Source organism: Oceanobacillus sp. CF4.6, from assembly GCF_051262635.1.
Lineage (GTDB): Bacteria > Bacillota > Bacilli > Bacillales > Amphibacillaceae > Oceanobacillus.
The window spans coordinates 55,910-80,820 of record NZ_JBIMEX010000014.1 but is presented as its reverse complement, the minus strand read 5'-3'; the positions used below and the strand labels follow the sequence as shown (position 1 = coordinate 80,820).

General features: G+C 38.2%; 19 protein-coding genes. 6 read left to right on the top strand and 13 right to left on the bottom strand.

Annotated features, from left to right (window positions below; all coding sequences use genetic code 11):
* Positions 1-9: 9 nt before the first annotated feature.
* The 3 genes from ACHABU_RS17740 to ACHABU_RS17730 form a co-directional block, all read right to left on the bottom strand.
* On the bottom strand, positions 10-804 hold the full coding sequence (locus tag ACHABU_RS17740; RefSeq protein WP_435766299.1) for a YfkD family protein: 795 nt from the start codon (positions 802-804) through the stop codon (positions 10-12).
* A gap of 126 nt (positions 805-930) precedes the next feature.
* Positions 931-1,614, bottom strand: a complete 684-nt coding sequence (locus tag ACHABU_RS17735) for an amino acid ABC transporter permease (RefSeq protein WP_435766298.1) — start codon at positions 1,612-1,614, stop codon at positions 931-933.
* A gap of 97 nt (positions 1,615-1,711) precedes the next feature.
* Positions 1,712-2,596, bottom strand: coding sequence for a transporter substrate-binding domain-containing protein (locus ACHABU_RS17730; RefSeq protein WP_435766297.1), 885 nt, complete (start codon positions 2,594-2,596; stop codon positions 1,712-1,714).
* A gap of 330 nt (positions 2,597-2,926) precedes the next feature.
* Between ACHABU_RS17730 and ACHABU_RS17725 the strand changes: the two genes are divergently transcribed.
* Positions 2,927-4,861, top strand: a complete 1,935-nt coding sequence (locus ACHABU_RS17725) for a heavy metal translocating P-type ATPase (RefSeq protein WP_435766296.1) — start codon at positions 2,927-2,929, stop codon at positions 4,859-4,861.
* An 18-nt stretch (positions 4,862-4,879) separates the two neighbouring features.
* Here the strand turns inward: ACHABU_RS17725 and ACHABU_RS17720 are convergent, their stop codons facing one another.
* From ACHABU_RS17720 to ACHABU_RS17710, 3 genes are read right to left on the bottom strand one after another with little or no spacing between them, the layout of a single operon-like run.
* The gene (locus ACHABU_RS17720) at positions 4,880-5,701 is read right to left on the bottom strand and encodes a YihY/virulence factor BrkB family protein (protein ID WP_435766295.1); all 822 of its coding nucleotides are present in this window, start codon (positions 5,699-5,701) and stop codon (positions 4,880-4,882) included.
* Between the two features lie 42 nt (positions 5,702-5,743).
* Positions 5,744-6,040, bottom strand: coding sequence for a YtxH domain-containing protein (locus ACHABU_RS17715; protein ID WP_435766294.1), 297 nt, complete (start codon positions 6,038-6,040; stop codon positions 5,744-5,746).
* A 14-nt stretch (positions 6,041-6,054) separates the two neighbouring features.
* Complete coding sequence (locus ACHABU_RS17710; RefSeq protein WP_435766293.1) at positions 6,055-6,528, bottom strand: low molecular weight protein-tyrosine-phosphatase; 474 nt, start codon at positions 6,526-6,528, stop codon at positions 6,055-6,057.
* Positions 6,529-6,702: 174 nt separating this feature from the next.
* Between ACHABU_RS17710 and ACHABU_RS17705 the strand changes: the two genes are divergently transcribed.
* Entirely contained in the window at positions 6,703-8,073 is a 1,371-nt protein-coding gene (locus tag ACHABU_RS17705) for an alanine/glycine:cation symporter family protein (protein ID WP_435766292.1), read from the top strand.
* Positions 8,074-8,124: 51 nt separating this feature from the next.
* Here ACHABU_RS17705 and ACHABU_RS17700 read toward each other — a convergent pair whose 3' ends face one another.
* The 3 genes from ACHABU_RS17700 to ACHABU_RS17690 form a co-directional block, all read right to left on the bottom strand.
* Positions 8,125-8,790: an SOS response-associated peptidase gene (locus ACHABU_RS17700; protein ID WP_435766291.1), complete on the bottom strand. Its 666-nt coding sequence runs from the start codon at positions 8,788-8,790 to the stop codon at positions 8,125-8,127.
* Positions 8,791-8,805: 15 nt separating this feature from the next.
* Positions 8,806-9,801, bottom strand: coding sequence for a glutaminase (locus tag ACHABU_RS17695; protein ID WP_435766290.1), 996 nt, complete (start codon positions 9,799-9,801; stop codon positions 8,806-8,808).
* 331 nt (positions 9,802-10,132) lie between these two features.
* Entirely contained in the window at positions 10,133-11,092 is a 960-nt protein-coding gene (locus ACHABU_RS17690; protein WP_435766289.1) for a CAP domain-containing protein, read from the bottom strand.
* A 462-nt stretch (positions 11,093-11,554) separates the two neighbouring features.
* Here ACHABU_RS17690 and mreBH point away from each other — a divergent pair, with 462 nt between their 5' ends.
* Entirely contained in the window at positions 11,555-12,562 is a 1,008-nt protein-coding gene (mreBH, locus tag ACHABU_RS17685; RefSeq protein ID WP_435766288.1) for a rod-share determining protein MreBH, read from the top strand.
* Between the two features lie 77 nt (positions 12,563-12,639).
* On the opposite strand, the gene ACHABU_RS17680 is transcribed toward mreBH, so the two are convergent.
* Positions 12,640-13,860 (bottom strand): saccharopine dehydrogenase family protein, encoded by a 1,221-nt coding sequence (locus ACHABU_RS17680; protein WP_435766330.1) that lies wholly within the window; start codon positions 13,858-13,860, stop codon positions 12,640-12,642.
* 384 nt (positions 13,861-14,244) lie between these two features.
* On the opposite strand from ACHABU_RS17680, the gene ACHABU_RS17675 reads away from it, so the two are divergent.
* Both ACHABU_RS17675 and ACHABU_RS17670 read left to right on the top strand, forming a co-directional pair.
* Positions 14,245-15,588, top strand: a complete 1,344-nt coding sequence (locus ACHABU_RS17675) for a sodium-dependent transporter (protein ID WP_435766287.1) — start codon at positions 14,245-14,247, stop codon at positions 15,586-15,588.
* 59 nt (positions 15,589-15,647) lie between these two features.
* Entirely contained in the window at positions 15,648-16,991 is a 1,344-nt protein-coding gene (locus ACHABU_RS17670; RefSeq protein ID WP_435766286.1) for a CoA-disulfide reductase, read from the top strand.
* Between the two features lie 53 nt (positions 16,992-17,044).
* On the opposite strand, the gene ACHABU_RS17665 is transcribed toward ACHABU_RS17670, so the two are convergent.
* On the bottom strand, positions 17,045-17,713 hold the full coding sequence (locus ACHABU_RS17665) for a hypothetical protein (RefSeq protein WP_435766285.1): 669 nt from the start codon (positions 17,711-17,713) through the stop codon (positions 17,045-17,047).
* A 306-nt stretch (positions 17,714-18,019) separates the two neighbouring features.
* Between ACHABU_RS17665 and ACHABU_RS17660 the strand changes: the two genes are divergently transcribed.
* Entirely contained in the window at positions 18,020-19,738 is a 1,719-nt protein-coding gene (locus ACHABU_RS17660) for a DNA-binding protein (protein ID WP_435766284.1), read from the top strand.
* 65 nt (positions 19,739-19,803) lie between these two features.
* On the opposite strand, the gene helD is transcribed toward ACHABU_RS17660, so the two are convergent.
* Together helD and ACHABU_RS17650 are read right to left on the bottom strand one after the other, a co-directional pair.
* A complete protein-coding gene (gene helD, locus ACHABU_RS17655) occupies positions 19,804-22,122 on the bottom strand; it encodes an RNA polymerase recycling motor HelD (RefSeq protein ID WP_435766283.1) in 2,319 nt (772 codons plus the stop codon).
* A gap of 778 nt (positions 22,123-22,900) precedes the next feature.
* Positions 22,901-24,784, bottom strand: a complete 1,884-nt coding sequence (locus ACHABU_RS17650) for an ABC-F family ATP-binding cassette domain-containing protein (RefSeq protein WP_435766282.1) — start codon at positions 24,782-24,784, stop codon at positions 22,901-22,903.
* Positions 24,785-24,911 lie beyond the last annotated feature (127 nt).

Sequence of the window (24,911 nt, the reverse complement as noted above, 5' to 3'; positions counted from 1 at the left end):
GGGTTTAGCTTATTTTAGCTGAAATGAAAAAGATATATGATCCTGTATGGGAATCCAGGCACCAATGCCCTGCTTCGTTACATTCTTGATTTGAATTGACTTTTTTGAACCCTTTAACTGCACATATACTTCTCCAAAGGTAACTTGACCTTTTTCATTGACTGCTGGAGCGTAGGCCTGCAAATATCCATATTTCTTAGCTGGTATTCCATAGGAATTGTCTTTTTTTGTGTTTTTTCCAATAATCGTATTATAAGATAATGGTAGCTTTGTCTTTCCCTTGGCCTTGAGAAGCATCATCTTTTTAATATCATCTGGGTCAGCAATTTTATTGGTTAATGCACCTTTTATCTCTTTTTGTTCCTGTTGTATATAATTCATATTTTGAGGTGTATCTCCCCCGAGATTATTAAGCTCATTCAAATTTATTTGCTGGTATTCCCAGTTAATATTCGACTCCTCCGAATCATAATTCAATGCCCATCTCCCAAGATAGATCATACCTCTATATCCGAAAGATATCGGGGATGGACTAATGGATGATTCATTCAGCATTTTAATAAGATCCGGGTTTTCAATAGGAATGGACATTTCATCCAGTAACTCCTGCGTTAATTCACTTGGTTCAACAACTTCTTGGTCTTCCGTCGAATTCGGATACGTATTTTCCTTCGATATATTTAAAACATGACTCGGTATTTCCATTTCTTTATCTGTCTTTTTTTCAGTTGAGCCGACTGATGGAGAAAAAAGGGTCATTAAGAAAGCAACGATTACGAAGGCAATTATTTTAGTTATTTTCATGTTTTCCAATTCCTTTCTTTTCCCCTATTTTTTTCGGATAAAGCTAAATTATACATGACGGCAACAAATAGTATTTGAAGTCTATATGAATACATAAAAAAAGACGCTCGTAGTGAGCATCTTTTTTTAAATAAACTTGCTATAATGCCTTTCCAAGCTCTCCTGCAAGTACCCTATAAGTATACAAACTGGCCAATAAATCAGAGCCACAAGTACATACATCGTCATCGCATCAAACTCCCTACCCGCAACAATTTGTGTCTTTTGGAAAAGCTCTGGAACTGTAATAACAGCTGCGAGTGATGTCGCTTTTACTACATCCATGAACACATTTGTTAAAGGGGGAATGGCAATACGGGTTGCCTGGGGTAAAATGATTTTTCTTAATGTTGTCCAGTAAGGCAAATTTAATGCTCTTGCGGATTCCCATTGCCCCTTATCGACACTGTTAAGGGATGACCTGTCTATTTCGGCAATATATGCAGAACTATTCAAGCCAAACCCAATGATGGCAGCGGTCATTGCAGTAAATTCAATTCCAACGACGGGTAAGCCAAAGTATAATATAAACAGAAATACGAGCATTGGGGTACCGCGCATAAAGGAAATATATACACGGGATGGCCATCGCAATAGAATATTCTTGGATCCTCTGGCAAGTGCAAGAAGTAATCCCAGCACAAGACCAATTCCCATACCAACAATGGAAATAATAACTGTCATCGGTAAGCCTTCTAAAATAAAGGGAAGACTATCGATTGCCAGTTCGATATCGAATAATCCTCCAAAATCAAATCCATTGAAGTTCATTTATCATTCTCCTTACAATGAATATCAAAAAGGAGATAAAAAGGAATCGAAAAAGCTAAAAATCACGTATCCGTCTTACCGTCTTTTTGAATTATTTTTACAGTTCAAGACCTTCGATTACTTCGATTTCACCCTCAGGCTTTGTAGAAGCATCTTCTTCATAGAATTGTATAGCTAGTTCAGATAATGTTCCATCTTCACGCATTTCATTTAATGCATTGGTCATTTCCTCGGTAAGCTGATCCGCATCTTTAGGAATGACAACAGCTTGTTCTGTTGGATGAAATTTTAATGTTGGATGCAGATGCAAATCATAATCAGGAAATGCCGCTACACCGAACTTTGTTAAATAATAATCATTGATAACAACATCTGTTCTTGCATTACTGACATCACTTAAATAAGCTTGATTCGGTGCGTTACCATATGTCTTAACTTCTGCACCAAAATGTTCAGCAATCTGACTATAGATGGTTGTTGCACCACCACCAGCTATTTTTCCTTCTAAATCCTCCAATGTTTCAATTCCTGAATTATCGGATTCACGAACTGCCATGGTTGAAAAGGAATACTTATACGGTTCACTGAAATTAAATTCTTCTTTTCTTTTATCGGTTGCTTCAATATCATTTGCTGCAACATCAATTCTTCCATTTTGCACAGCTGGAAGCATACTGTCAATTCCCATAATTTCAAAGCTGACATCAAGTCCAAGACGATTGCCAATTTCACGGAGAACTTCAACATCATACCCTGTCAATTCGTCATTGTCATCGTAATAGGAAGCGCCAATCAAGGTACCTGATGTTCCTACAACCAATTCTCCTGCTTCCTGTATTTCTGCCCATCTTTCATCCGTAACTTCTTCTGCATTGTCTTCCCCTTGATTACTTGTTTCCTCTTCTGTACTATCTGAATCACCACAGGCAACTAATACTGCGATTATCGCTAGAAATACGAGATATAGACTAAATTTCCTCACTTCATCCACTCCTTTGTTATATATAAAACTCTCAGATAATTGTAACAGAAGAATACAGATAAACAAAAGTTTTTTACTCTGTTCCAATTAAAATAAAGAATCCATCTATAACAACTTATTCTAGCTGGAAATATATTGGTGAATTCATAAATTTAGTATTGACTCATTATTCAGAAGTGCTATAATAAAATCAGTTACTAGATTATAATAATTATAATTAGAGTATATCGTTGTATATAACCTTTTATAACGTGCTTTTAGTAAACAAACTTTCTATCGTATAGTTAAATGCTAATGATTATTATTCTCATTTAAAGGAGGTAATTGATAATGGATATCAAAGAAAATGCAATACATTCAGGAACTGCTAATGAACGTACTGTTTCTACTAAAATTGGAATCGGTCGAATGAAAGAACATATTGAATTAATTGCTGCATTAATTAGTGGAATTCTCATTTTAATAACCTGGACAATGGGTGATTATTTATCGGATACATTATGGGTGACGCTTCATCTTATCGCTTTCGCTATAGGTGGTTACGCAAAAGCAAAAGAGGGGATTACAGAAACAATCCGCACAAAGAAACTGAATGTCGAAATACTAATGATTTTTGCGGCAATCGGATCTGTTGCAATCGGATACTGGACAGAAGGAGCCATTCTTATTTTTATCTTTGCCCTTTCAGGTGCCTTAGAGACTTATTCGATGAATAAAAGCAATAAAGCTATCTCTTCATTAATGGACCTTCAGCCAGAGGAAGCATTACGAATTAGGGGTGGGAATGAAACGGTTGTTCCAGTATCAGAATTAAAACTGGATGACCTGATACTTATCCGTGCAGGAGAGCGTATTCCAGCCGATGGTATGATTGTAAAGGGATCATCATCCGTCGATGAAAGTACCATTACAGGTGAATCCATGCCAGTCAATAAGTTAAAGAGCAATGAAGTATTTTCAGGGACTGTCGCACTTGACGGCACACTTACTGTAAAAATTACAACAAAGCCAAATGAGACACTGTTTCAAAAAATAATACAATTAGTACAGTCAGCACAGGAAGAAAAGTCACCTTCCCAATTATTCATTGAGAAATTTGAAAGCTCTTATGTATATATCGTGTTAATTGTAGTAGCGATTATGATGTTTCTTCCTTATTTTGCATTTGGTTGGTCGTTATCGGATAGCATTTATCGTGCAATGGTATTGCTTGTCGTAGCCTCTCCCTGTGCACTTGTTGCATCGATATCTCCAGCTACATTATCAGCCATATCCAATGCAGCCAAAAAAGGAGTACTCTTTAAGGGCGGCATGCATATTGAAAATTTAAGTGAGATTAAAGCAATCACACTGGACAAAACGGGTACATTGACAAATGGAAAACCGATTGTTACCGACGCACTTTTTACATCAGACTATGATCAAACACAGATTTTGTCTGCCATTGGCGCAATTGAAAGTGAATCCATCCACCCACTAGCAAAGGCAATTACTGCCTATTGTGAGGAAAATGCCGGAAACTTAAATCATGTAGAAGTGCTAAACATGAAAAATAGTAGTGGAGAAGGTGTTTCGGCTGAGGCGTTTCATAAGAAATGGAAAATCGGTAAAGCTGATTTTGTAGGAAAAGAAGCTGCAGAAGATTTTCAAAATGGTGCACTGGCTGAACTCGCATCCGAAGGTAAAACAGTGACGTTTGCCAAAGCAGATGAAGAAATTGTTGCGGTTTTTGCTTTGAAAGATACGGTACGACAAACAACAAAGAAAGCAATTACAAAATTAAAAAACAATGGGATTACAACGATTATGCTTACCGGTGATAATGAGTTAACTGCTAAAGCAGTTGCTGAAGAGGCAGGCATCGATCATTATATTGCGAATTGCCTTCCAGAGGACAAAGTGGAACACGTGAAAAAATTCCGGGAAAAGTACGGGAAAATAGCAATGGTTGGAGACGGGATTAATGATGCACCTGCATTGGCCAGTGCCAACGTCGGTATCGCGATGGGAGAAGGAACTGATATCGCCCTCGAGACTGCAGATGTTGTCCTTATGAAAAATGATTTATCCAAGATAACGAATTCCATTCATTTATCAAGTCGGATGAATCGGGTTATCAAACAAAATATTGTATTCTCACTAAGTGTGATCACGGTATTGATTATCAGTAACTACTTCCAGTTAATAGACCTCCCTCTTGGAGTGATTGGACATGAAGGAAGTACAATTCTTGTCATATTGAATGGTTTACGTTTATTAAAATAGCTGTCCTCCACTGGGCAGCTATTTTAATAAACGATGTTCTCTTATAAATGCATTGATTACCCCGCCAGTAATGACGATGATACCAAACAAATAAAACCAGATCATCAGAACAATCACCGTTCCAAGACTGCCATAAGTCGCAGAATAATTACCAATATGATTTACGTAGAAGGAGAATCCCCATGAAACCATCTGCCAGGAGACTGTAGCAAACAATGTACCCCAGACGATATTTTTAAAGTAAATCTTTTTATGTGGAGCAAGTTTATATAGAAAAAAAAGAACGATAAAAAATATTGCTGAAGAAACTACCCACCTGAGCGTTTCCCATACGTCAAGAAACCCCGCTGACAAGCCAAAAATGGAGAAGATGTATATACCAATCATTCTTCCGAAAACCGGTAACAGCAATGCGACTATAATCACAATTACCATAGCAATGGTCATTATTATCGCAATCAGCCTATCGATAAAAAAAGAGCGATTTCTTTCAATTCTGTATGAACGATTAAAAGCTCTGGTAATGGCATTTACGCCATTTGATGCAGCCCAGAGTGTACCAATTATCCCGATGGAAAGCAAACCACCATTCTGTTCGTTCATCATTTGTTCCACATTGGTGTTAATGAGGTCCATTACTTGCGAAGGTGCAAAAGAATCAATGGTATCGAGAATGACGTGGACATCGATTGGCAAATAGCCTATAAAGCTAAATAAAAACAATAAAAAGGGGAACAAAGATAAAAGAAAAAAATATGCCAACTGAGCGGCCAGACCGAACACATCTACTTCTTCTACGCGTTGATAGAACCGCTTGCCAAGGCTTAATAGATCTTTCACATTCACCGCTCCCCATGAAAAGTTACTTTGAACATCTTTATTTTAATCTATTTCTTTACCTTCACTTTTATTCGTCACTTTGTCCAATGTTGTTTCTACTTGTTCCAAAGCATTAATCGCATTTGCTGCTCCGTTGGCAAACGTTTGGTTAAATTGATCAAACGTTTCTTTCAGATTATGAATGGCTTCCGATGGATGATTCATAAAATAAGTAGAATTTGTCCTTGCTGAAGTTAGCTTTTCTTTTGCGTAATCTCTCGTATCTCTGTCAAAAAGCGCTGTCACTCCCCCTACAGCTGCCCCAATTGTAATACTTAATAATAATTTGCGTTTTCCCATCCTGATTCTCTCCTTTAATTAAATTGATGTTTTTCCTTTAAATAACGAAGTAAGTGAGAACACCCTGCTGATACTAACTGATACGTATATTCAAAGTTCCCTGTATAATAAGGATCCGGAACATTAGCTTCAGCAGGATCTTCAACAAAATCCATTAACCTTCGAACTACGGTAGAATCGTTTACTTTACGTATATTGCCCAAGTCCTCTAGATTTTGATCATCCATTGCAATAATATAATCAAAATCATCCCAATCATCTTCAGCTACTTGTCTTCCTAGCATTCCTTCAAAGGATATTTTTTCTCTTTCCAGTAATGTCCTCGTACCTTCATGCGGTTGTTTACCAACATGCCAGTTACCTGTTCCACCAGAATCCACTTCAATTTGGTGAGATAAGTTCTCCTTATTCACCAGGTCCCGAAATATTGCTTCCGCCATTGGGGAGCGACAAATATTACCTAAACAGACAAATAATACACGTACCATTATTTTAACACCCTTCCTGCTTCTAAATATATTATAAGCATCTTTCTATGCGATAAGCAAAATATGTATCCTATTTTAATCGCAAATCCGCAAATTTCAAAGTTAAACAAAACGTTTACTATTGACAATTTTCTAAATATTAACTAGTATATTTACATAAAAGGGGGATGAAAAATGATAGACATACTAAATGAGATTAGTGGTTTTGTCTGGGGCCCACCAACATTAATATTAATTGTTGGAACAGGTTTATATTTAACCTTCAGATTGGGATTTTTGCAAATTAAAGCATTACCTTACGCTTTAAAATTAGCATTCAGCCCGAAGAGACAAGATAAAAAGTCTAAAGGTGATATTAGCCATTATCAGGCACTGACCACAGCGATGGCTGCTACCATAGGAACCGGTAACATAGTTGGGGTAGCAACCGCGGTTGTAATCGGTGGTCCGGGGGCAGTTTTCTGGATGTGGATCACGGCGTTGTTTGGAATGGCAACTAAATACGCGGAAGCTGTTTTAGCTGTTAAATACCGTGTTGAAAACGATAAAGGGGAGATGTCCGGGGGACCAATGTATTACCTTGAAAGAGGTCTCAAGGCAAAATGGCTAGGTGTTTCATTTGCTATTTTCGGTTCTATTGCCGCATTTGGTATTGGGAATATGGTTCAATCCAATTCCGTTTCAGATGCATTGGAAACTTCCTTTAATGTCCCTACGTGGATAACAGGTATCGTTCTTACCATTTTAACTGGTTTAGTTATTCTTGGCGGAATTAAAAGTATTGGTAAAGTCACTGCATTTTTCGTTCCTATCATGGCATTATTTTATATTGTTGGCGGTTTAATTATTATGGTAATGAATTTTGATCTTATCCCTGCCGCTGTTGGCTTAATTTTTACAGATGCATTTACAGGTAGCGCTGTAGGTGGTGGTATATTAGGAACTGTAATCAGATACGGGGTAGCACGTGGGGTCTTCTCGAATGAAGCTGGTTTGGGTTCCGCTCCAATTGCAGCAGCTGCAGCAAAAACAGACTATCCAGGTCGTCAAGGTCTTGTTTCCATGACACAGGTTTTATTTGACACCATTATCGTTTGTTCCATTACAGGTATTACGATCGTTATGGCAGATATGTATTCTGGTGGTTTAGATGGAGCTCCATTAACAAGTGCATCTTTCTCAGCATTTTTGGGTGATGCTGGTGGATACTTAGTGACCATTGCAATCGTGTTCTTTGCTTTCTCTACACTTGTGGGCTGGTCCTATTATGGAGAAAAATGTTTCAATTACTTATTCAAAAGTAGAAAGGCTATTTCTATTTATCGTATTGCATTTGTCTTAGTTGTATTCTACGGTGCTATCGAATTAATTGATGTCGTTTGGCTGATGGCAGATATTATGAACGCATTAATGGCAATCCCTAACTTGATTGGTCTATTAGGTCTATCAGGTGTCGTTGTCTATGAAACGAAGAAATTTATGAAGGTTGCTAAAGAAGAAAAAGAACAGGAAAAGATAGCTAAGACTAAAGCTAAATCAGCATAAGAGCAAAAGGGGATATCCTGGGAGTTATCAGGGTATCCCCTTTTTTAATTATTATGCAATTGGATCTATACATAAAGGGTCGTTATTTTTAGCTGCATTGACATGATTTCCTACATTGTATGCAGTAAAATCTTCATCATCCATATGCTGTAGTAATTGTTTCGCTTTTTCAGGTTGTAGCTGATTTGGTTGTATCCATTCATCTTCCTTTTGCTTTGGAAGAATAATTGGCATGCGGTGATGAATATCCTGCATAAATGAATTAGCTTCTTTGGTTAGGATTGTACAAGTAAATAATGTTTGATCTTCCTGTTCCCACTTATCCCAAAGACCAGCAAATGCAAATAATTTACGATCTTTCAATTGAATCCTCTTCGGCTGCTTTTCCTGTTCTGTTTTTTTCCATTCATAAAAACTGTCTGCTATAATGAGACATCTTTTGCGAGACATCAGGTTTTTAAAGCTCGGCTTTTCATCCGCGGTTTCACTTCTGGAATTTATCATTTTGTACCCTATTTTTTCGTCCTTTGCCCAAGATGGAACAAGTCCCCAGCGTAGATAGCCTGCCCTTTTCTTATTACCGTCATGAATAATAGCTAGAACATTTTGGCCTGGCGCTATATTATAACTTTGATTAAATGATTCAATGCCTTCTTGAAGTTCAAATTCCTCCAATATTTCCAGCTCATCAGCCAGCAATGTATATCTTCCGCACATATAATCACTTCCCCACTAAAATAAACTTAAATCCCATTGATTGGCAATATGCCTTAATAATTTAATCCCACCAATACTGTTTCCCTGATTATCCAGTGCGGGGCCATAAACCCCAATCCCACAGCCTTCCAGGAAGGGAAACTCTTCATCCCTAACCCTTGGTGGAACAACCGCCAAAATCCCTCCGGATACACCGCTTTTTGCCGGCACACCAACATAGGCGGCAAATTTACCAGAGGCATCATACATCCCACAGGTCAACATTAACGCTTTTGCAAGACGACTTATAGCCCTTGGTATTATTTCTTCATTTGTATTTGGATCGAAACCATCATTTGATAGAACTAAGCCAATTCTTGCAAGATCATCCACCGTAATCTCAATGGCACTTTGTTTAAAATAAGTTTCCAATGTTATACCAAGATTTGATTCCAAATAGTCTCCTTCCAACAGATAATAGCCAATAGCTCTGTTTTTCATGGAAGTATCCCGCTCCGATTCATATGCTCTTACATTTATTTCCGGACGATAACCAATCATCTTTTCCAACAATACGAAAAGTGGCTCCAACTTCTGATCAGATGTTCTGCCCTCAAGCATAGATGAAACAGTGATTGCTCCGGAATTCACTAGTGGATTAAACGGTTTATTCGGCCGCTTCATTTCCAGATGCATGATTGAATTAAATGCTTCACCGGTTGGCTCCACATCTACACGGCTCAGTACATAAGCTAGACCTCTTTCCATACATGCTACTATAAATGTCAGGACTTTTGAAATACTTTGGATTGTGAACTTTTCCTCTGTAATACCAGACTTAATGATTGTCCCATTTCTCCCAATAATTGAAATCCCCAATGCATCCGCGTTTGCTTCCGCCAAAATTGGTATGTAAGTAGCCACTTCTCCATCCACCGTTTGCTTTTTAAAAAACTGAACCCAGCTGTCTACATATTCCTGTAACCATTTTTCTGTTAGTTCTGTATTTAAATTAGCTGTTCCTTGCACCATAGACACCTCCCAATATGCATTTTTGACTAAAGTATATATGTCTTTACCCTATATATCTTTATTCTACCCATATTATTTGCGTACAATCTTAAATAGGAGCCAAGGAATTTTGATAAAAAAGGACCAGCATCACCAATTATGTAGTTCGGTTATCATGACCGAACTAAGCAGTAATAAGAGAAAATGGTCACTCATAATGCCGATGAGTGACCATACAAACCCAAAAAAAAACGCTTGGATTTAAGTCCAAGCGTTTTTCTGTGGTTAATGAAGTTGAGTCCAACATGTTACCTGAACTACTTAATCACCAATGCCAATCTTTTTTAAAATATTACTTTCCGATAAATTGTTGTGTCCAGTGGTTACCTTGTTCTACATAACCTACACCAATGTGTGTATAGTTACCGTTTAAAATATTTGCACGGTGACCTTCACTATTCATCCAAGCTTCTACAACTTCTGCAGGAGTACGTTGTCCTTGTGCAATGTTCTCTCCGGCAGTATTATAAGTGATACCGAAGCTATTCATCATATCAAAAGGTGAACCATACGTAGGACTGTTATGGTCGAAATAGTTATTTACAGCCATGTCATTTGATTTCTCACGAGCTACTTTACTTAACTCGGTGTCAATTTGCAATGCTGACAAACCTTGTTTTGCTCTTTCTTGGTTTGTTAATTCAACTACTTCTTGCTCAAATTGGTTTAATTGTTGTGACTGTTCCTGCTTTTGTTCAGCTGGTGCTTCTTGCTGAACTGGTTGTTGTACAGGTGTTGCTGGTTGTTCTGCTGGTGCTTCTTCTTTAACTGGTGCCTCTTCTACTGGTTGCTCTACCGGCGCTTCTTCTTTAACTGGTGCCTCTTCTACTGGTTGCTCTACCGGCGCTTCTTCTTTAACTGGTGCCTCTTCTACTGGTTGCTCTACCGGCGCTTCTTCTTTAACTGGTGCCTCTTCTACTGGTTGCTCTACCGGCGCCTCTTCTTTAACTGGTGCTTCTTCTACCGGTTGTTTCACATTTTCTTCTGTGTTCTCATTATTCTCTGTTACTTGAAGTGATTTCCAATCGATATTGTTCCAGTTAATATCAAATCTATTAGATACTTTATCTAGTAGACCTTTCATATCATTTCCTGAAACAGTACCCCATTCTCCATTCACAGAATAAAGAACTTTATATGAAAGATTAACTTGCTGATTTTGTTTTGTTGAAGCCTCAGCGTCGGATGAAAAAGCTCCACCAAATAATAAAGCTGTAGACAATGCTGTAACGATTCCTATCTTCTTAAACATCTAGATGCACTCTCCTTTTGGTTTTTTTGTTGTGTTTTCTTGTGCAAAATTATCATAGCATAGGTTTTTTGTAATATTTGTGGGAGGAATTTCCATATCGATGAATTCTATATATCAATATTTCCTATTAATCTTAAATCCTTATTCTTCATAGTGATGAAGGACCTCCTGGAATCGGAAGGTATGGTAAATGTTCAATAAATAGGAAATTATTACTAGAAAGTCAGGATTGACACCTTTCTAAAAGCGGATTCATGTTACATACTGCAATAATTTGTAATGAAATTGTCACTTGATTTTCTACCCCTAAATGTTTTAACTTTAAGAGTAACGTTCTTTAAGATGAGGAAAATCTATTACGCTTATTTTCAGTATTGTTCAGGTATATTCATTGCCTTCTGAAACTGTAACTTCATATTAAAAGTACTATAAAATAATCTGTCATCAATGGAGGAACATATTATGTTTTCAAATGCAGAAATTGGGATTGACTTGGGTACGGCAAATATTCTTGTCTATTCAAAAACAAAAGGAATCGTCTTAAACGAGCCTTCAGTTGTTGCTATTGATATTAATACAAAGCAAGTTGTGGCTGTTGGTTTAGAAGCAAAAGAAATGGTCGGCAAAACGCCAAAACATATCGTACCTATTCGTCCATTAAGAGATGGCGTAATCGCGGATTACGATGTAACTGCTCAAATGTTGAAAGAATTATTAAAGAAAGTCAGTAAAAAACTTGGCATGTCCATGCGCAAACCAACCGTGGTTGTCTGTACTCCTTCCGGGAGCACTTCCGTTGAAAGACGCGCCATTCATAATGCTGTGACAAGCTACGGAGCAAAACACGTTCATCTCATTGAAGAACCTGTTGCAGCGGCAATCGGAGCAGATCTTCCGGTTGATGAGCCAATTGCAAATGTGATTGTGGATATTGGTGGAGGAACTTCTGAAGTAGGTATCATTTCATTTGGTGGAATTGTATCTTGTAATTCTGTACGCATTGCAGGGGATAAAATGGATGAGGAAATTATTCAGCACATCCGTAAGAAATACAATATTCTAATCGGTGAGCGTACAGCTGAAAATATTAAAATGGAAGTCGGTTATGCGCATCCAAATCATAAAGAAACAACGATGGATATTCGCGGCCGAGATATGGTTACCGGTCTACCAAAGACTATTGAAATTACGTCAACTGAAATCTATCATGCTATTAAGGAATCGCTCGAAAGAATATTGGAAACCATTCGCTCAACCTTGGAAGAATGCCCACCAGAGTTAAGTGGAGACATTGTGGATAATGGAATTGTCTTAACCGGCGGAGGATCACTACTAAACGGCATGCAGGAATGGCTTGCAGAAGAAATAAGCGTCCCGGTACATATGGCTCCAAATCCACTTGAATCTGTGGCAATTGGAACCGGTCGTGCTCTTAAAATGATAGGGAAATTACAAAAAGCGGCAAAGTAACCATTCATTCATAAATGCAAAATCCCACCTTAAGCAGGTGGGATTTTGCATTTATTTTTATCTCTATCAAGAATGTCCTACTGTTTTTTTAATCCTTTATAAACAGCTCTGCTTTTTTCAATATGCTCGGACTCCATTATTTTTACTCCACGTTTTCCCATTTCCTCTATATACAACTTTCCGGGGACAATTTTTTCAGGTGGATAGACACCCTTTTTTGCAATCGTCCCATTGCCAATCATTTGTGCTACAACTGATATTGTATTTGCGGTTGCTCGTGCCATTGCGGTTACATTTGTTTTCCGATCTTTATATGTTGTCATTTCGTATTTATAAGAAGCATACGCTCCACTTTTTTCACCTGACACCACTACCCTTAATAAGACGGCATCATCTTTTCCCCCTAATTCTGCAATGGGATCGAGTACTTTTAAAAACACTTCCCTTGGACTGATCATCACTCCGTTAACTGCCACTTCATAATCTTTCCTTGTAAGGTTTAAGTCCACGAGTAGCTTAAACTTCGCCGCATGCCCTGGGTAGCGAATTGTTTTATACTCCAATGTTTCGACATTTGGATAGGAAAGAGAAAGTGTAGATGTCCCTCCGGAAGTATGGAAAGCCTCCAGGGAACCAAATTTTTCAAAATCAATCTGTTCAATTTCACTGAGCGACGGGATTTCCTGTTTGATACCATTCCGGATGATCAAAGATGGATCTGTATAATGATCAAAAACTCCTTCCATGGAGAAAACGTGATTATATTCTATTGGCGGCTCTGGGTTAACCGGGATACCTCCAACATAAAGTTTAATCGATTTCACACTATCCAGCTTACTCGCGCCATATCCCGATAAAATATTAATCATTCCTGGTGCTACTCCTAGGTCTGGAATAAGCGTAACTGCCACCCTTTTTGCCTCTTCGTCCATTGTAAGTACTTTATCCGTTACATGACCAATATGACCACCAAGATCGATGGAACTTACACCGACTTCAATTGCGGTTTTCGCTACAACTTCATTAAATGAATAGAATAATGCATTGATTATGACATCAAATTGCTTCATATAAGCTGCCAGCTCTTTTGAATCAGCAGCGTTTACTTGAAACGCCTTTAATTTTGACGACTGCAGCTGATTGCAGACGGTTTGTGCGCTGTTGATATCGATGTCTGCAAGTCCTACCGTGGTCACATCCTTACTCGCTGCCAAATCACGTGCTGCCTCTTTCCCCATTAAGCCTGAACCGAGTACACCTATTTTCATGTCGTTCACTCCCTGCTGTTTACTACGAATCACGATCTTAAGGCGAATGTTCAAAAATTCAGGTAAAAATGACAAATATGATCTAGTTGGCTATTCCATCAACATAGTTTTTAAGTTTTTGAACTTCCATTGATATCGTTGCCATAACTATCCCTCCCGAAAAGGTATGCTTTGAATGTCATTTGCCATTATCTTATAAATATATGATTTATATCGTAGCCAATGACCAAATCAATAATAATTCCGCAGTAGATAAAACGTTGCGGAGGTGGTATGATGTGGGAAATTCCTGAAGTGATGTACATCCATAGACGATTCGTAGCATTAGCACATATGTCTTAAATTCAAAGATAACCTTGTATGTGATATACTTGGAAGATAATTTTTTCAAACATGAAAGGAATTTAACATCTTATGGACAAGAAAAAAGATCAATGGTCGACAAAGCTCGGCTTTATATTATCATCTGCAGGTGCCGCCATCGGACTTGGTGCCATTTGGAAATTCCCTTATATGACAGGTATGAATGGTGGAGGTGCATTTTTCCTTTTATTTATTGCTTTTACGATTCTTATTGGCCTTCCCCTATTAATAGCCGAATTCATCATCGGTAGAGGGACTCAAAAAGAAGCGGTCAGTGCATATCAATCACTGGCACCTAAATCCCCTTGGTCTTTTATCGGACATTGGGGTGTTGTAGGAGCTTTTATACTTATGTCCTTTTACAGTGTTGTAGGTGGCTGGGTTTTAATCTACAGTGCCTTATCCTTACCAGGAATGATTATTCAAGATAACGCTAACTATTCGGAGTTATTTGCTACGATTACAGGAAACCCTCTGATAACTATTTTAGGATTAGCTTTATTTGTGATTATAAATATGATTGTTGTCTCATTTGGCATTAAGAACGGCATAGAAAAATCGAGCAAGCTATTAATGCCATTATTATTTGTATTCTTTATTGTTATTGTTATTCGTTCGGTTACCTTTGAAGGGGCAATGGAAGGGATTCGCTTCTTCCTTCAGCCTGATTTCTCCGAGTTGACCGCAGAAAATGTATTATACGCACTCGGACAGGCTTTCTTTTCGCTTGCAGTAGGGATATCCGTTATGGTTACTTACAGTTCTTATCTGAAAAAGGATGTCAGTTTACCTGCTGCCGCTGGATCTGTAGGATTAATGAATATTTTTGTATCCCTCCTTGCCGGACTCGCTATTTTTCCAGTCGTATTTGCTTTCGGTCTGGAACCAGCGGAAGGCCCAGGGCTATTGTTCATTGTACTTCCTGAAGCATTTGCTCAAATGCCGTTCGGTGAAGTCTTCCTAAGCTTATTTTTACTGCTGTTTCTCTTTGCTGTTTTGACATCTTCCTTCAGTATGCTTGAAATAATTACATCCGCTTTTACGGAAAAGAAAGGAAGATCTCGCAAGAAGGTTTCTTTAATTGCTGGAACAGTCGTATTCATCGCAGGAATTCCTGCTGCATTATCTTCCAACCTGCTTGCTAACTTTAAAATTTTCGGCTTGACTGTTTTCGATGCCAGTGATTTTTTGGTAAGTAATATTATGCTGCCTGCAGGATGTTTGTTCATTGCTTTATTTATTGGATTTAAAATGGACAAAACACTTATCAAGCAAGAGTTTTCATACGGTCATCATTTGCCTGGCAGCACGTATCAGATATGGTTTCAATTAATGCGTTGGGTAGTCCCAGTTACAATAATCATCGTTTTTCTCAGCTCTTTAGGGGTACTCTAATTATTAATGACTAATACCCGTATCGCTTCAGACGAAAACGAACCGAAAGGAGAGATTCAATGACACAGAAAATAATTATCGTTGGGGGTGTAGGTGGCGGTGCGACCGTTGCAGCCCAAATTCGCAGAACAGATAAAGATTCCGATATCCTGTTATTTGATAAATGCGGATATATTTCCTTTGCCAATTGCGGTATGCCTTATCATATCGGGGGTACGGTGGAAAAACGAGATAATCTATTATATCCAGTCGAAAAGTTTACCCATAAATACGATGTAGAAGTCCATACAAATTCAGAAGTACGATCCATTAATCGTTCAAAGAAAAGCATTCAATATAAGGTAGACGGAATCATTAACGAAGAATCCTATGATAAATTAATTCTATCCCCTGGAGCTGCGCCTATCGTTCCCAACGTGGAGGGAATCGAAAATAGCCGCACATTTACATTGCGGACCATCGAGGATATGGATCGAATTAATGCATTTATTAAGAACGCTAAACCAACAAAAACAACCATCATAGGGGCTGGATTTATCGGTTTGGAAATGCTTGAAAATCTGCATTCCTTAAAATTAAAATGTACAATCATAGACCGCTCCCCGCAGCTGATTAAAAATGTCGATGAAGATATGGCTGCAATCATCCAAGAGCACTTGGAGGAAAAAGATGTCGAAGTAATTTTAAATGATGGATTAGAGTCCTTCCATAACGATGGAAAAACATTACAATTAAACAGCGGGAAAAAAATAGATAGCGACATGACCATTTTAGCTATAGGAATTAAACCAAACACAAAGTTGGCCACTGAAGCTTCCCTGGACCTTGGGGAAACAGGTGCAATTGACGTAAACGAATATATGCAAACAACAGATCCGGATATCTATGCCCTGGGGGATGCGGTTGAAGTCAAGGATTTCCTGACAGGATCAGCCAAAAGAATGGCACTTGCATGGCCCGCTCATAGACAAGCATATATTATTTCCAGTCATTTAAATGGAGATACCGTTCCATACCGCGGCAATCTCGGTTCTTCCATCTTAAAGGTCTTTGACTTAACAGTGGCAGCAACCGGGCATAATAGCACATCGCTTCAGGAGGAAGGAAGAATATTCAAGCAAACCGTTTTATCCTCCTATTCACATGCTGCGTATTATCCTGGATCAAAGAAAATTTGGATAAAAATATTCTATAACGAAGACACCGGCTTATTGTATGGTGCTAATGTTGTTGGATATGAAGGAGTCGACAAACGTATGGCAGTACTTGCTACCGCTATTAAAGGAAAATTAACGGTGGCAGATCTACCTGAATTGGAACTCGGTTATTCACCGGTATATTCCAGCTCAAAAGATCCCATCAATGTTGTTGGATACAAAGCGCTGAGTGAATTAAATAAATAAAGAAAACCCGGTCCAGATTAGAGGAACCGGGTTTTCCATTTATAGTACGAACATCAATCTGCTTCAAACTGATAGACAAGTTCGTAATTCTTCTCATCCAACAATTCTGCAACATGCACGCGCACACCATGACCAAAGACAACCTCATCTTCTGTCATTGCAACAACCATTGCTTTCGTATTATTCTGTACATCTAGATAAATATCTCCCACAGCTGGTTTCAATGCATCATCATTTTCTGCCAAATAACTGATTGACTCATCCTGCAGCTGTTGTTCCTCGGGCACCAAATTTTTATCATAATAAGCTATTTCCTGACTTGCATCCTGTCTACCAGCCACAAGCACAACATATTCATTATGCTTCACACCGTTGTCCCGAGTTGTAATTACATTTCCGTCCTCAGAGCTTTCTACTTTTTCAATTTCATTTAGAGAATAATGATCAAGAAAATCGGGTGTAGGTTTAACAATAAGTATATAATCTCCTGGATTTGGCTTCGCATATTGGTCAATGGTATACCGTTTCCCATAAAAAATAAATGTATCATTGTGTTTCGGTCTGTAGAGTTCAATTTCTGAGGCTTGTGTCAGTACTTGCTTCATATCCTTTAAGCGGTACATGTGAATTGATTTTTTAAACATCGCTTTTACGGAATACACTTTGTGAAGTTCATTCTGGTAAAAGACAAATTGACCTTTTCTAACTTGATATAGCTTCATATTGTTTCCTCCTAGAAAATTCCTTGTGTTCATTATAACTTTTTTTAAAAATAAATACAGTCCACCGTTATATTTCCTTAGATCACGGACTTTTAAACATGGTTTCTTCAATTATCTAACATTTTACATATATGCACAAGGCAATTCCTTATCCACATCACCGCATATCCGCAAATTCCTGAAGGGTATCTTCCATTGAGTATTTTAAATGAAAGTTAATAAAAGTTAAACAAAATCGATTCTTTTTGAAACTATTCCGCTTTTATAACGTATACTTAGATACAAACTAGATTAGGAGCTGTGTATATGATAGGAATTTTAACAACAACCATTCTCTCTTTCATTCTTTATTTTATTATCTCGGTGTACTTTATCGTTAAGAATAACCTTCACCGTAATACAATCCTTAAAGCAATTGGACTCGTATTCATTAGTCTTTTTATTGTTACCGCAATTATTGTTTATATTATGATGCCAACCATCACGATCCCTAATATGACAATTGCTAATTTGCTTGTGGCGTTTGTTGGCGTACTGGCTTTTTACGGTATTACAATGAGTAAGCCGTTTACCAATACTAGCCGGCAATTTGATACCATATCTGTAGGTATTATTGCAGCAGCGGTTATCGCAATACCCGCATTTTTTATTTTAGGGATATTTGCTTTAAATGACACCTATGATTCCATCTCCAAACAGAACGTGGAAGAAGCAAAAACATTGGACAAGGATGCAACGCCAATTGTTGTTTCACCAGAATCGGCAAGAAATAAAGTACAAAAAGCAATGAGCGTTGTGCCAAACACGCAATTTTATGATTTAGGAAAGCTCCAAGTTCAGAAGGTCAATGATGACATTGTGTTTATAGCACCGGTTGAATTCACTGATTTCTGGCGTTACTTCCGTGGAAAGGAAACGGAAGGTTACTTTATGATTTCTGCTACAGACGTCAATGCTCAACCGAAGTTTATCGAAAGTAAAATGAGGTATACAAATTCAAGTTTCTTTAATCATAATATGGAGCGGACAATTTACGGAGCGTATCCAAACTTTATCAAAAGTGGTGAGGCTCAAATTGAGGTGGACGAAGATGGAAAACCATGGTATGTTCAGACGCTTTACAAGCCCATTGGCGTAACAAATAAACCGGATATGTCCAAACTAAATGTGGCTGTTGTTGATCCTGTAACAAGTGAAGTAACCATGTATGAGACAGAGAAAGCGCCTGAATTCGTTGACGGCTCGATCAGCTCGGAAATGGCTTCTGAAGAAAACGAATACTTTGGAAGATATGTCCATGGTTGGCTCAACTCTTTATTCGGTAAAAAAGATGTAAAAATACCGAATGAATCAGGTACGGAAAGTAATGTAACTCCTATTTTTGATGAAACTGGCGCCATGCATTATTTTACCGATATGACCTCACCAAAGGAAAACATTGATTCGGCACTAGGGTATACTTTAGTCAATGCCCGTTCAGGTGAATTAGTTTACTATAATGGTGCTCAAAATAATGGAATCATGGATAGTAAGGGTGCAAGAGAAATTGTCGACAAAGAATTTCCAGAGAAAAACTGGACCGGCTCCATGCCGGTATTGTATAACATTGACGGTAACCCAACTTGGGTAGTTAATGTGTTGGATCCAAACGGATTATTCAAGCATTATGCCTATATTAAAGCTGCCGATTCTGATTTTGTAGTCTTTGGGGATTCGGCAAGACAAACACTGGACGCTTATCGTCTGGCATTAGCGCAAGACCCAAGTAATGTGGAATCAACTGGCGAGGCATCTGGACTTGAAGAACGCAGTGGCAAAGTTGCCCGGGTCGTCGTAACAAATCAGGAAACAGGCCAATTAATTCAGTTTATTTTAACGGGTGATCAAACCATTTATACGTTAAACTCCGCCAAAGCACCGTTAGCTGTATTTCTACAGCAGGGGGATGACGTACAGTTTAATGTTAATGTATTGGATAATGGAACAGCGATTGTCGAAAAACTTGAAATTGAAGGTTTAAATTAGATTGGAAAATCCTACATTTTAATTGGATGGGAATAACATAGTAACAAATATGTTATTCCCATTTTCTATTTCTTCCTATCGTACGTATCCAGTGGTGCTTCCAGAATAAAAGGACTTGGCTCGCTTATCGTTAACATCACCAGTGCATGCATTGCCCTCGTACATGCGGTATAGAAAATCGTTCTATCTGACTCCATGAAATAACGTTCTTTGGATGCGTCAGGAATTATAACCGCATCAAATTCAATCCCTTTAGCCAAGTATACAGGCAGTACAAGCAATCCTTTCTCAAAGGAATACGTTTCCTCGTTGACTTGTTTAACAGCGATTTTGTCCTGTAATAGCTTATAAAGTATCTCACTCTCCTGTAATGTCTTACAAATAAGCGCAATTGTTTCATGCCCTTCTTCCCTAAGCACCACAATGTTTTCAATGATTGCATTTACTAACGCTTCCTTATTCGTTAACCTTTCAAGTCTCGGTAGCCTTCCTTCCCTATTAAAGGCTTCAATTAACTCCTTGCCTGGTGCAAAGTAGGTGGTAAAATCAACAATTTCTTTTGTGGAACGGTAACTTTTTGTCAAGGTAATCTTTTCATAGCTGCTTTTCGTATCTACTGAAATCAGCGGATTTTCCTTTGTAGCATACGTATAGATGGACTGGTTACTATCTCCCAGCAAGGTTAATTTCGTATATGGAAAGATATGCTTGATATAGGCAAATTGGAATGCTGAATAATCCTGGGCCTCGTCAATAAGTAAATGCCGGACAGACCGATCTGCATCATCTCCGAGTAGTTTTCCTTTGAAATAGACATAAGGTGTAGCATCTTCCCATAATAAAATTTTATTGGATAAATTTTTAACTGTCAGCGTGCAGACTTCCTCCCAAAATTCTGGAGCATTTTGAGGTTTCCATTCCGTAAAGAGCTTATAAAAAGTCTCGGATAGATGAACAAATTCCAACCGTTTCACACGCTTTTTAATCTTTGAAAAAACCTTTTTTACGACTTCCTTACGCAGGAACTCCTCTTCCAACTCCATATTACTTGCGAAATCATTCAGATCATCTTGCTTCACTGATTGATGGTACGCTTTTAAATAATCTTCCTTATCCAATAATTCTACTTGCTCCATCACCCAATCCTTATCCTTTTCACTCTTCTGAACACGACGTAATTCTTTTCGTAACCATTCAGAGACGAGTTGCATTTTATTGGGTAACGCTAAATCTTCATCTAGTGCATAAAAGTAATCACTTATTTGTTGTTTTGAAAAAAGGATTTCCTTACGAAAGGAAATATTTTTAAATTCAAGACTACTTTTTTCCAAACTTGAAACAAATTCGTCAATTAGATCTTTAAATGCAAGTCCTGATTTATAATCGATTGCTTTTAAACGTATCCGATAATCTTCATGATTGGTTTCAGTTAATACATATTCCATTTGTTCGAATGGAGATTCTACGCTGAACAACCTTCCAATACCTGCTTCTAAGTAGTGTAAAAATGTTGTTTGTCTTACATTTGCTTCCCCTAACTCTGGCAGGACATTGGATATATAACTCGTAAATAAAGGATTCGGAGAAAAAAGAACGATATTTTCAGCATTTAAATCTTCGCGGTATCGGTACATTAAATAAGCAATACGTTGCAAAGCTGCTGAAGTCTTCCCACTACCTGCTACCCCTTGGACAATCAAAAGATTACTGCGTTCATTTCTGATAATTTTATTTTGTTCCTTCTGGATTGTAGCAACAATGCTTCTCATTGTGGTGCTAGCATTGTTCCCAAGCGCTTGCTGAAGGAGCTGATCGACAATTGTTACCCCTGTATCAAACATCCCTTCAATACTGCCTTGTTTAATGATGAATTGCCTTTTTAAGGTTATTTCGCCTGTGATTTCAGCTTCTGTTGTTCTAAATGCTGCTTTTCCTGGAGGATAATCATAATATAGACTTGAAATGGGTGCACGCCAGTCATATATTAGAAAATTTTCATCATCCCTATCCATTAATGATGAAATACCAATGTAAATACGGTCCGTTTCCATCCCTGGATTTTCAACAAAATCAATTCGTCCAAAATATGGAGAATCTTTTAGCTTTCTCAATGTTTTTAGTTGCTCGCCTAGCTTTCCATGGGATCTTTCTATTTCCGATAATAATTCTGCCTGTTGTTTAATGCTGGCCTGTGTTTCATTGACGTCATCCGGTTCATCTACATTTACCGTTACATCGTCCCAGAAGGTCTTCCTTAATTCAATGACATTTTCTTTTAACCCTGCAGATTTAGAATATAATGTTTCCACTTTTTTATTAACCTCATCGATGACTTCATCAACTCGACGTTGTTCATCTCTACGATTATCATTTTCCAGGCTCATTCTTTCAACCCCATTTCAGAAAAGTTCATCTCCATAAATTTCTCTTGCTTGATCTATTGTTACTACCGCTTAAATATATTACACCATATATAAATTATTACGGCAGATTTCCAATAGATTGGGACTGCCGTTACTCATCTCATCAAAAAATTGTTACTTTTGTCACAATATCTATAAACTACGAAGTAACTGCTGGTTGGTTTCTATCGGTATGCAGAAACTTCGGCGACCGCTCTGGGAAATACACTGCGCTTTTCGCGGGCGGCTGGTGAGCCTCTTCATGCTGACGCATTTCAGAGTCTCACCTATGCCTTTCCTCCCGCAGAAGTCTCCGTGTATTTCCCAGAGCTAATTAGATGTTTACAAACTATTAACTGCATTAGTGATTGCTATAAAAATCTCATAAAACAGCTTCACCAGTCCGGGTGAGCGGCGGGCGGTGACTCCTGCGGGAACAGCACGTGTCCGAAGACCAGAAGAGTGGTTTTCTCTTCGGGGCTGAGGCCGTGCCCTAAGGATGCGCATCCGCCCAGAGCGATCCCGGACGGCGATAGAAGCACACGATTTTGGATATCAGCTAGTAGTTACTTCGCAGTTTATCTCAACTACGAAGACTATAAAGCAATAATACTTTTCAGTGAGATGAGTAACTGCAATCTCACGTATGGCAAAAAGAGCCAGTATTAAAAAACCACACAGATATTCGTTTACGACTTTTCTGTGTGGTGTTCTTCTATTGTCTTCTTGTCTTCATTATTAGCATATTGTAATAAATGATTCAATCTTTCTCTAATTCTTCTACGAGCAACGAAAGCTCTTCCCAACGGTCCATTCTTGCTTCCAGTTCAGTTTCTGCTTCCTGTTGTTTTGCGAAAAGCTTTTGTACTTGTTCCGAATCACTTCCAGCATCAACAATTCCCTGCTGAATCGCTTCTACCTTTTTTTCGAGTTCCATGATTTGTCCTTCAATTTTTCCCCATTCCCGTTGTTCGTTATAGGAAAGCTTTTTCTTCTGTTTCTTCGGTTTTTCCCCATCTTTTTCCTGCTTCGTCTTCGTCGGTGTACCCTCTTTTAATTGGCGCTTTTCCAAGTAATCACTGTAATTACCGAAGAAAAGACTCGTGTTACCTTCACCAGAGAAAACCAACAGACGCTCTGTAACCCGATCCAAAAAGTAACGATCATGGGAAACAGTAATAACTACGCCAGGAAAATGATCCAAGTATTCCTCCAGAACACTTAACGTTTGCGTATCGAGGTCATTGGTCGGTTCATCGAGGAAGAGAACATTCGGTTCCGTCATCAACACTTTAAGCAAATATAGTCTTCTCTTTTCCCCTCCGGAAATTTTACGGATATAGCTCCACTGCTCGGAACGTGTAAAAAGAAATCGCTCTAGCATTTGTGCCGCTGTAATTACCTGACCATCCTTTGTATGAATTACTTCTGCCACGTCTTTAATATAATCGATGATGCGCATGTTTCCGTCCAGTTCTTCATCACCTTGTGTGTAATAGCCAATTTTCACCGTTTCCCCTATCTCTATTTCACCTTCGTCCGGCTCTATGCGATTTGCCATGATATTGAGCAAAGTTGTTTTACCAGAACCATTCGCACCAATAATTCCTAGACGATCGCCAGGGACAATCAGATGGCTGAAATCTTGTAGAAGTATTTTTCCATCATAGGATTTTTGGATGTTTTTAAGTTCAATAACTTTCTTACCTAGTCGGGTTGACCCGACTTGAAAATCCACATTATCTTTATTCGTGTCAAACGTTTCCTCTTTCATAACCTCCACACGGTCGATTCTCGCTTTTTGTTTCGTTGATCGTGCTTTAGCACCACGTCTAAGCCAGGCCAGTTCACGTTTTAATGTATTCTGGTGTTTTTGTTCACTGCTGATTTCGAGTGCTTCTCTTTCCGCTTTCTTCTCCAAAAAGATTTCATAATTTCCTTCATAAATATACAAATTTCCTTTATCAAGCTCATAAATTCGATTTGTAACCCGATTTAGGAAATAGCGATCATGGGTTACCAATAGCATGGAACCTTTATAGGACTGCAAATATTTTTCAAGCCATTCAACGGTTTCATTATCTAGGTGGTTTGTCGGCTCATCAAGAATTAATAAATCTGCCGGCTGAATAAGAGCTTTTGCAATTGCTACCCTTTTCTTTTGTCCACCAGAAAGTTCGGTGATTCTTTTTCCGAAATCAGTGATCCCTAGTTTGGTCAACACCGTTTTCGCTGCCGTATTTGCTTCCCATGCTTCTTCAGCATCCATTTCCTGCTGTAACTGCATCAAACGAGCTTGATAATCGGTATTGTCAGCATCTTCTTGAAGTGTAAGCAATGCTGCTTCATACGTGCGCATCAGCTTCATAACTGCAGAGTCACCATGATAAATTTGCTCGATAACCGTTAAATCCGGGTCCAAAACAGGTTCCTGTGCAAGATATTCAATATGATAATCTTTCGAATGTTTAATCATGCCTTTTTCTGGTGATTCCAATCCTGCAATTACTTTTAACAAACTTGATTTCCCTGTACCGTTGACACCGATCAATCCAATTCTTTCGTGTGCTGCAATTGTGCAGGTTATATTATTAAAAAGTATTTTTTCACCATAGGATTTATGTAAATTTTCAATTGTAAGCATAGTTAAACCTTCCTCACGCTTTTATTAGCAATTAATTCTTTTTACCAGTCCGAGTTTTAATAAAGTTTTTGATAACAATAACAATTAAAAACAACAGCCATGATGTAACGATATAGAATATGATCTT

Coding starts and splice junctions, on each gene's coding strand:
- ACHABU_RS17690 (WP_435766289.1), bottom strand. CDS start 11,092: ATGTTTAAGAAGATAGGAATCGTTACAGCATTGTCTACAGCTTTATTA.
- helD (WP_435766283.1), bottom strand. CDS start 22,122: ATGAGCCTGGAAAATGATAATCGTAGAGATGAACAACGTCGAGTTGAT.
- ACHABU_RS17695 (WP_435766290.1), bottom strand. CDS start 9,801: ATGGTGCAAGGAACAGCTAATTTAAATACAGAACTAACAGAAAAATGG.
- ACHABU_RS17710 (WP_435766293.1), bottom strand. CDS start 6,528: ATGGTACGTGTATTATTTGTCTGTTTAGGTAATATTTGTCGCTCCCCA.
- ACHABU_RS17725 (WP_435766296.1), top strand. CDS start 2,927: ATGGATATCAAAGAAAATGCAATACATTCAGGAACTGCTAATGAACGT.
- ACHABU_RS17650 (WP_435766282.1), bottom strand. CDS start 24,784: ATGCTTACAATTGAAAATTTACATAAATCCTATGGTGAAAAAATACTT.
- ACHABU_RS17665 (WP_435766285.1), bottom strand. CDS start 17,713: ATGAAGCTATATCAAGTTAGAAAAGGTCAATTTGTCTTTTACCAGAAT.
- ACHABU_RS17670 (WP_435766286.1), top strand. CDS start 15,648: ATGACACAGAAAATAATTATCGTTGGGGGTGTAGGTGGCGGTGCGACC.
- ACHABU_RS17675 (WP_435766287.1), top strand. CDS start 14,245: ATGGACAAGAAAAAAGATCAATGGTCGACAAAGCTCGGCTTTATATTA.
- ACHABU_RS17700 (WP_435766291.1), bottom strand. CDS start 8,790: ATGTGCGGAAGATATACATTGCTGGCTGATGAGCTGGAAATATTGGAG.
- ACHABU_RS17660 (WP_435766284.1), top strand. CDS start 18,020: ATGATAGGAATTTTAACAACAACCATTCTCTCTTTCATTCTTTATTTT.
- mreBH (WP_435766288.1), top strand. CDS start 11,555: ATGTTTTCAAATGCAGAAATTGGGATTGACTTGGGTACGGCAAATATT.
- ACHABU_RS17705 (WP_435766292.1), top strand. CDS start 6,703: ATGATAGACATACTAAATGAGATTAGTGGTTTTGTCTGGGGCCCACCA.
- ACHABU_RS17735 (WP_435766298.1), bottom strand. CDS start 1,614: ATGAACTTCAATGGATTTGATTTTGGAGGATTATTCGATATCGAACTG.
- ACHABU_RS17740 (WP_435766299.1), bottom strand. CDS start 804: ATGAAAATAACTAAAATAATTGCCTTCGTAATCGTTGCTTTCTTAATG.
- ACHABU_RS17715 (WP_435766294.1), bottom strand. CDS start 6,040: ATGGGAAAACGCAAATTATTATTAAGTATTACAATTGGGGCAGCTGTA.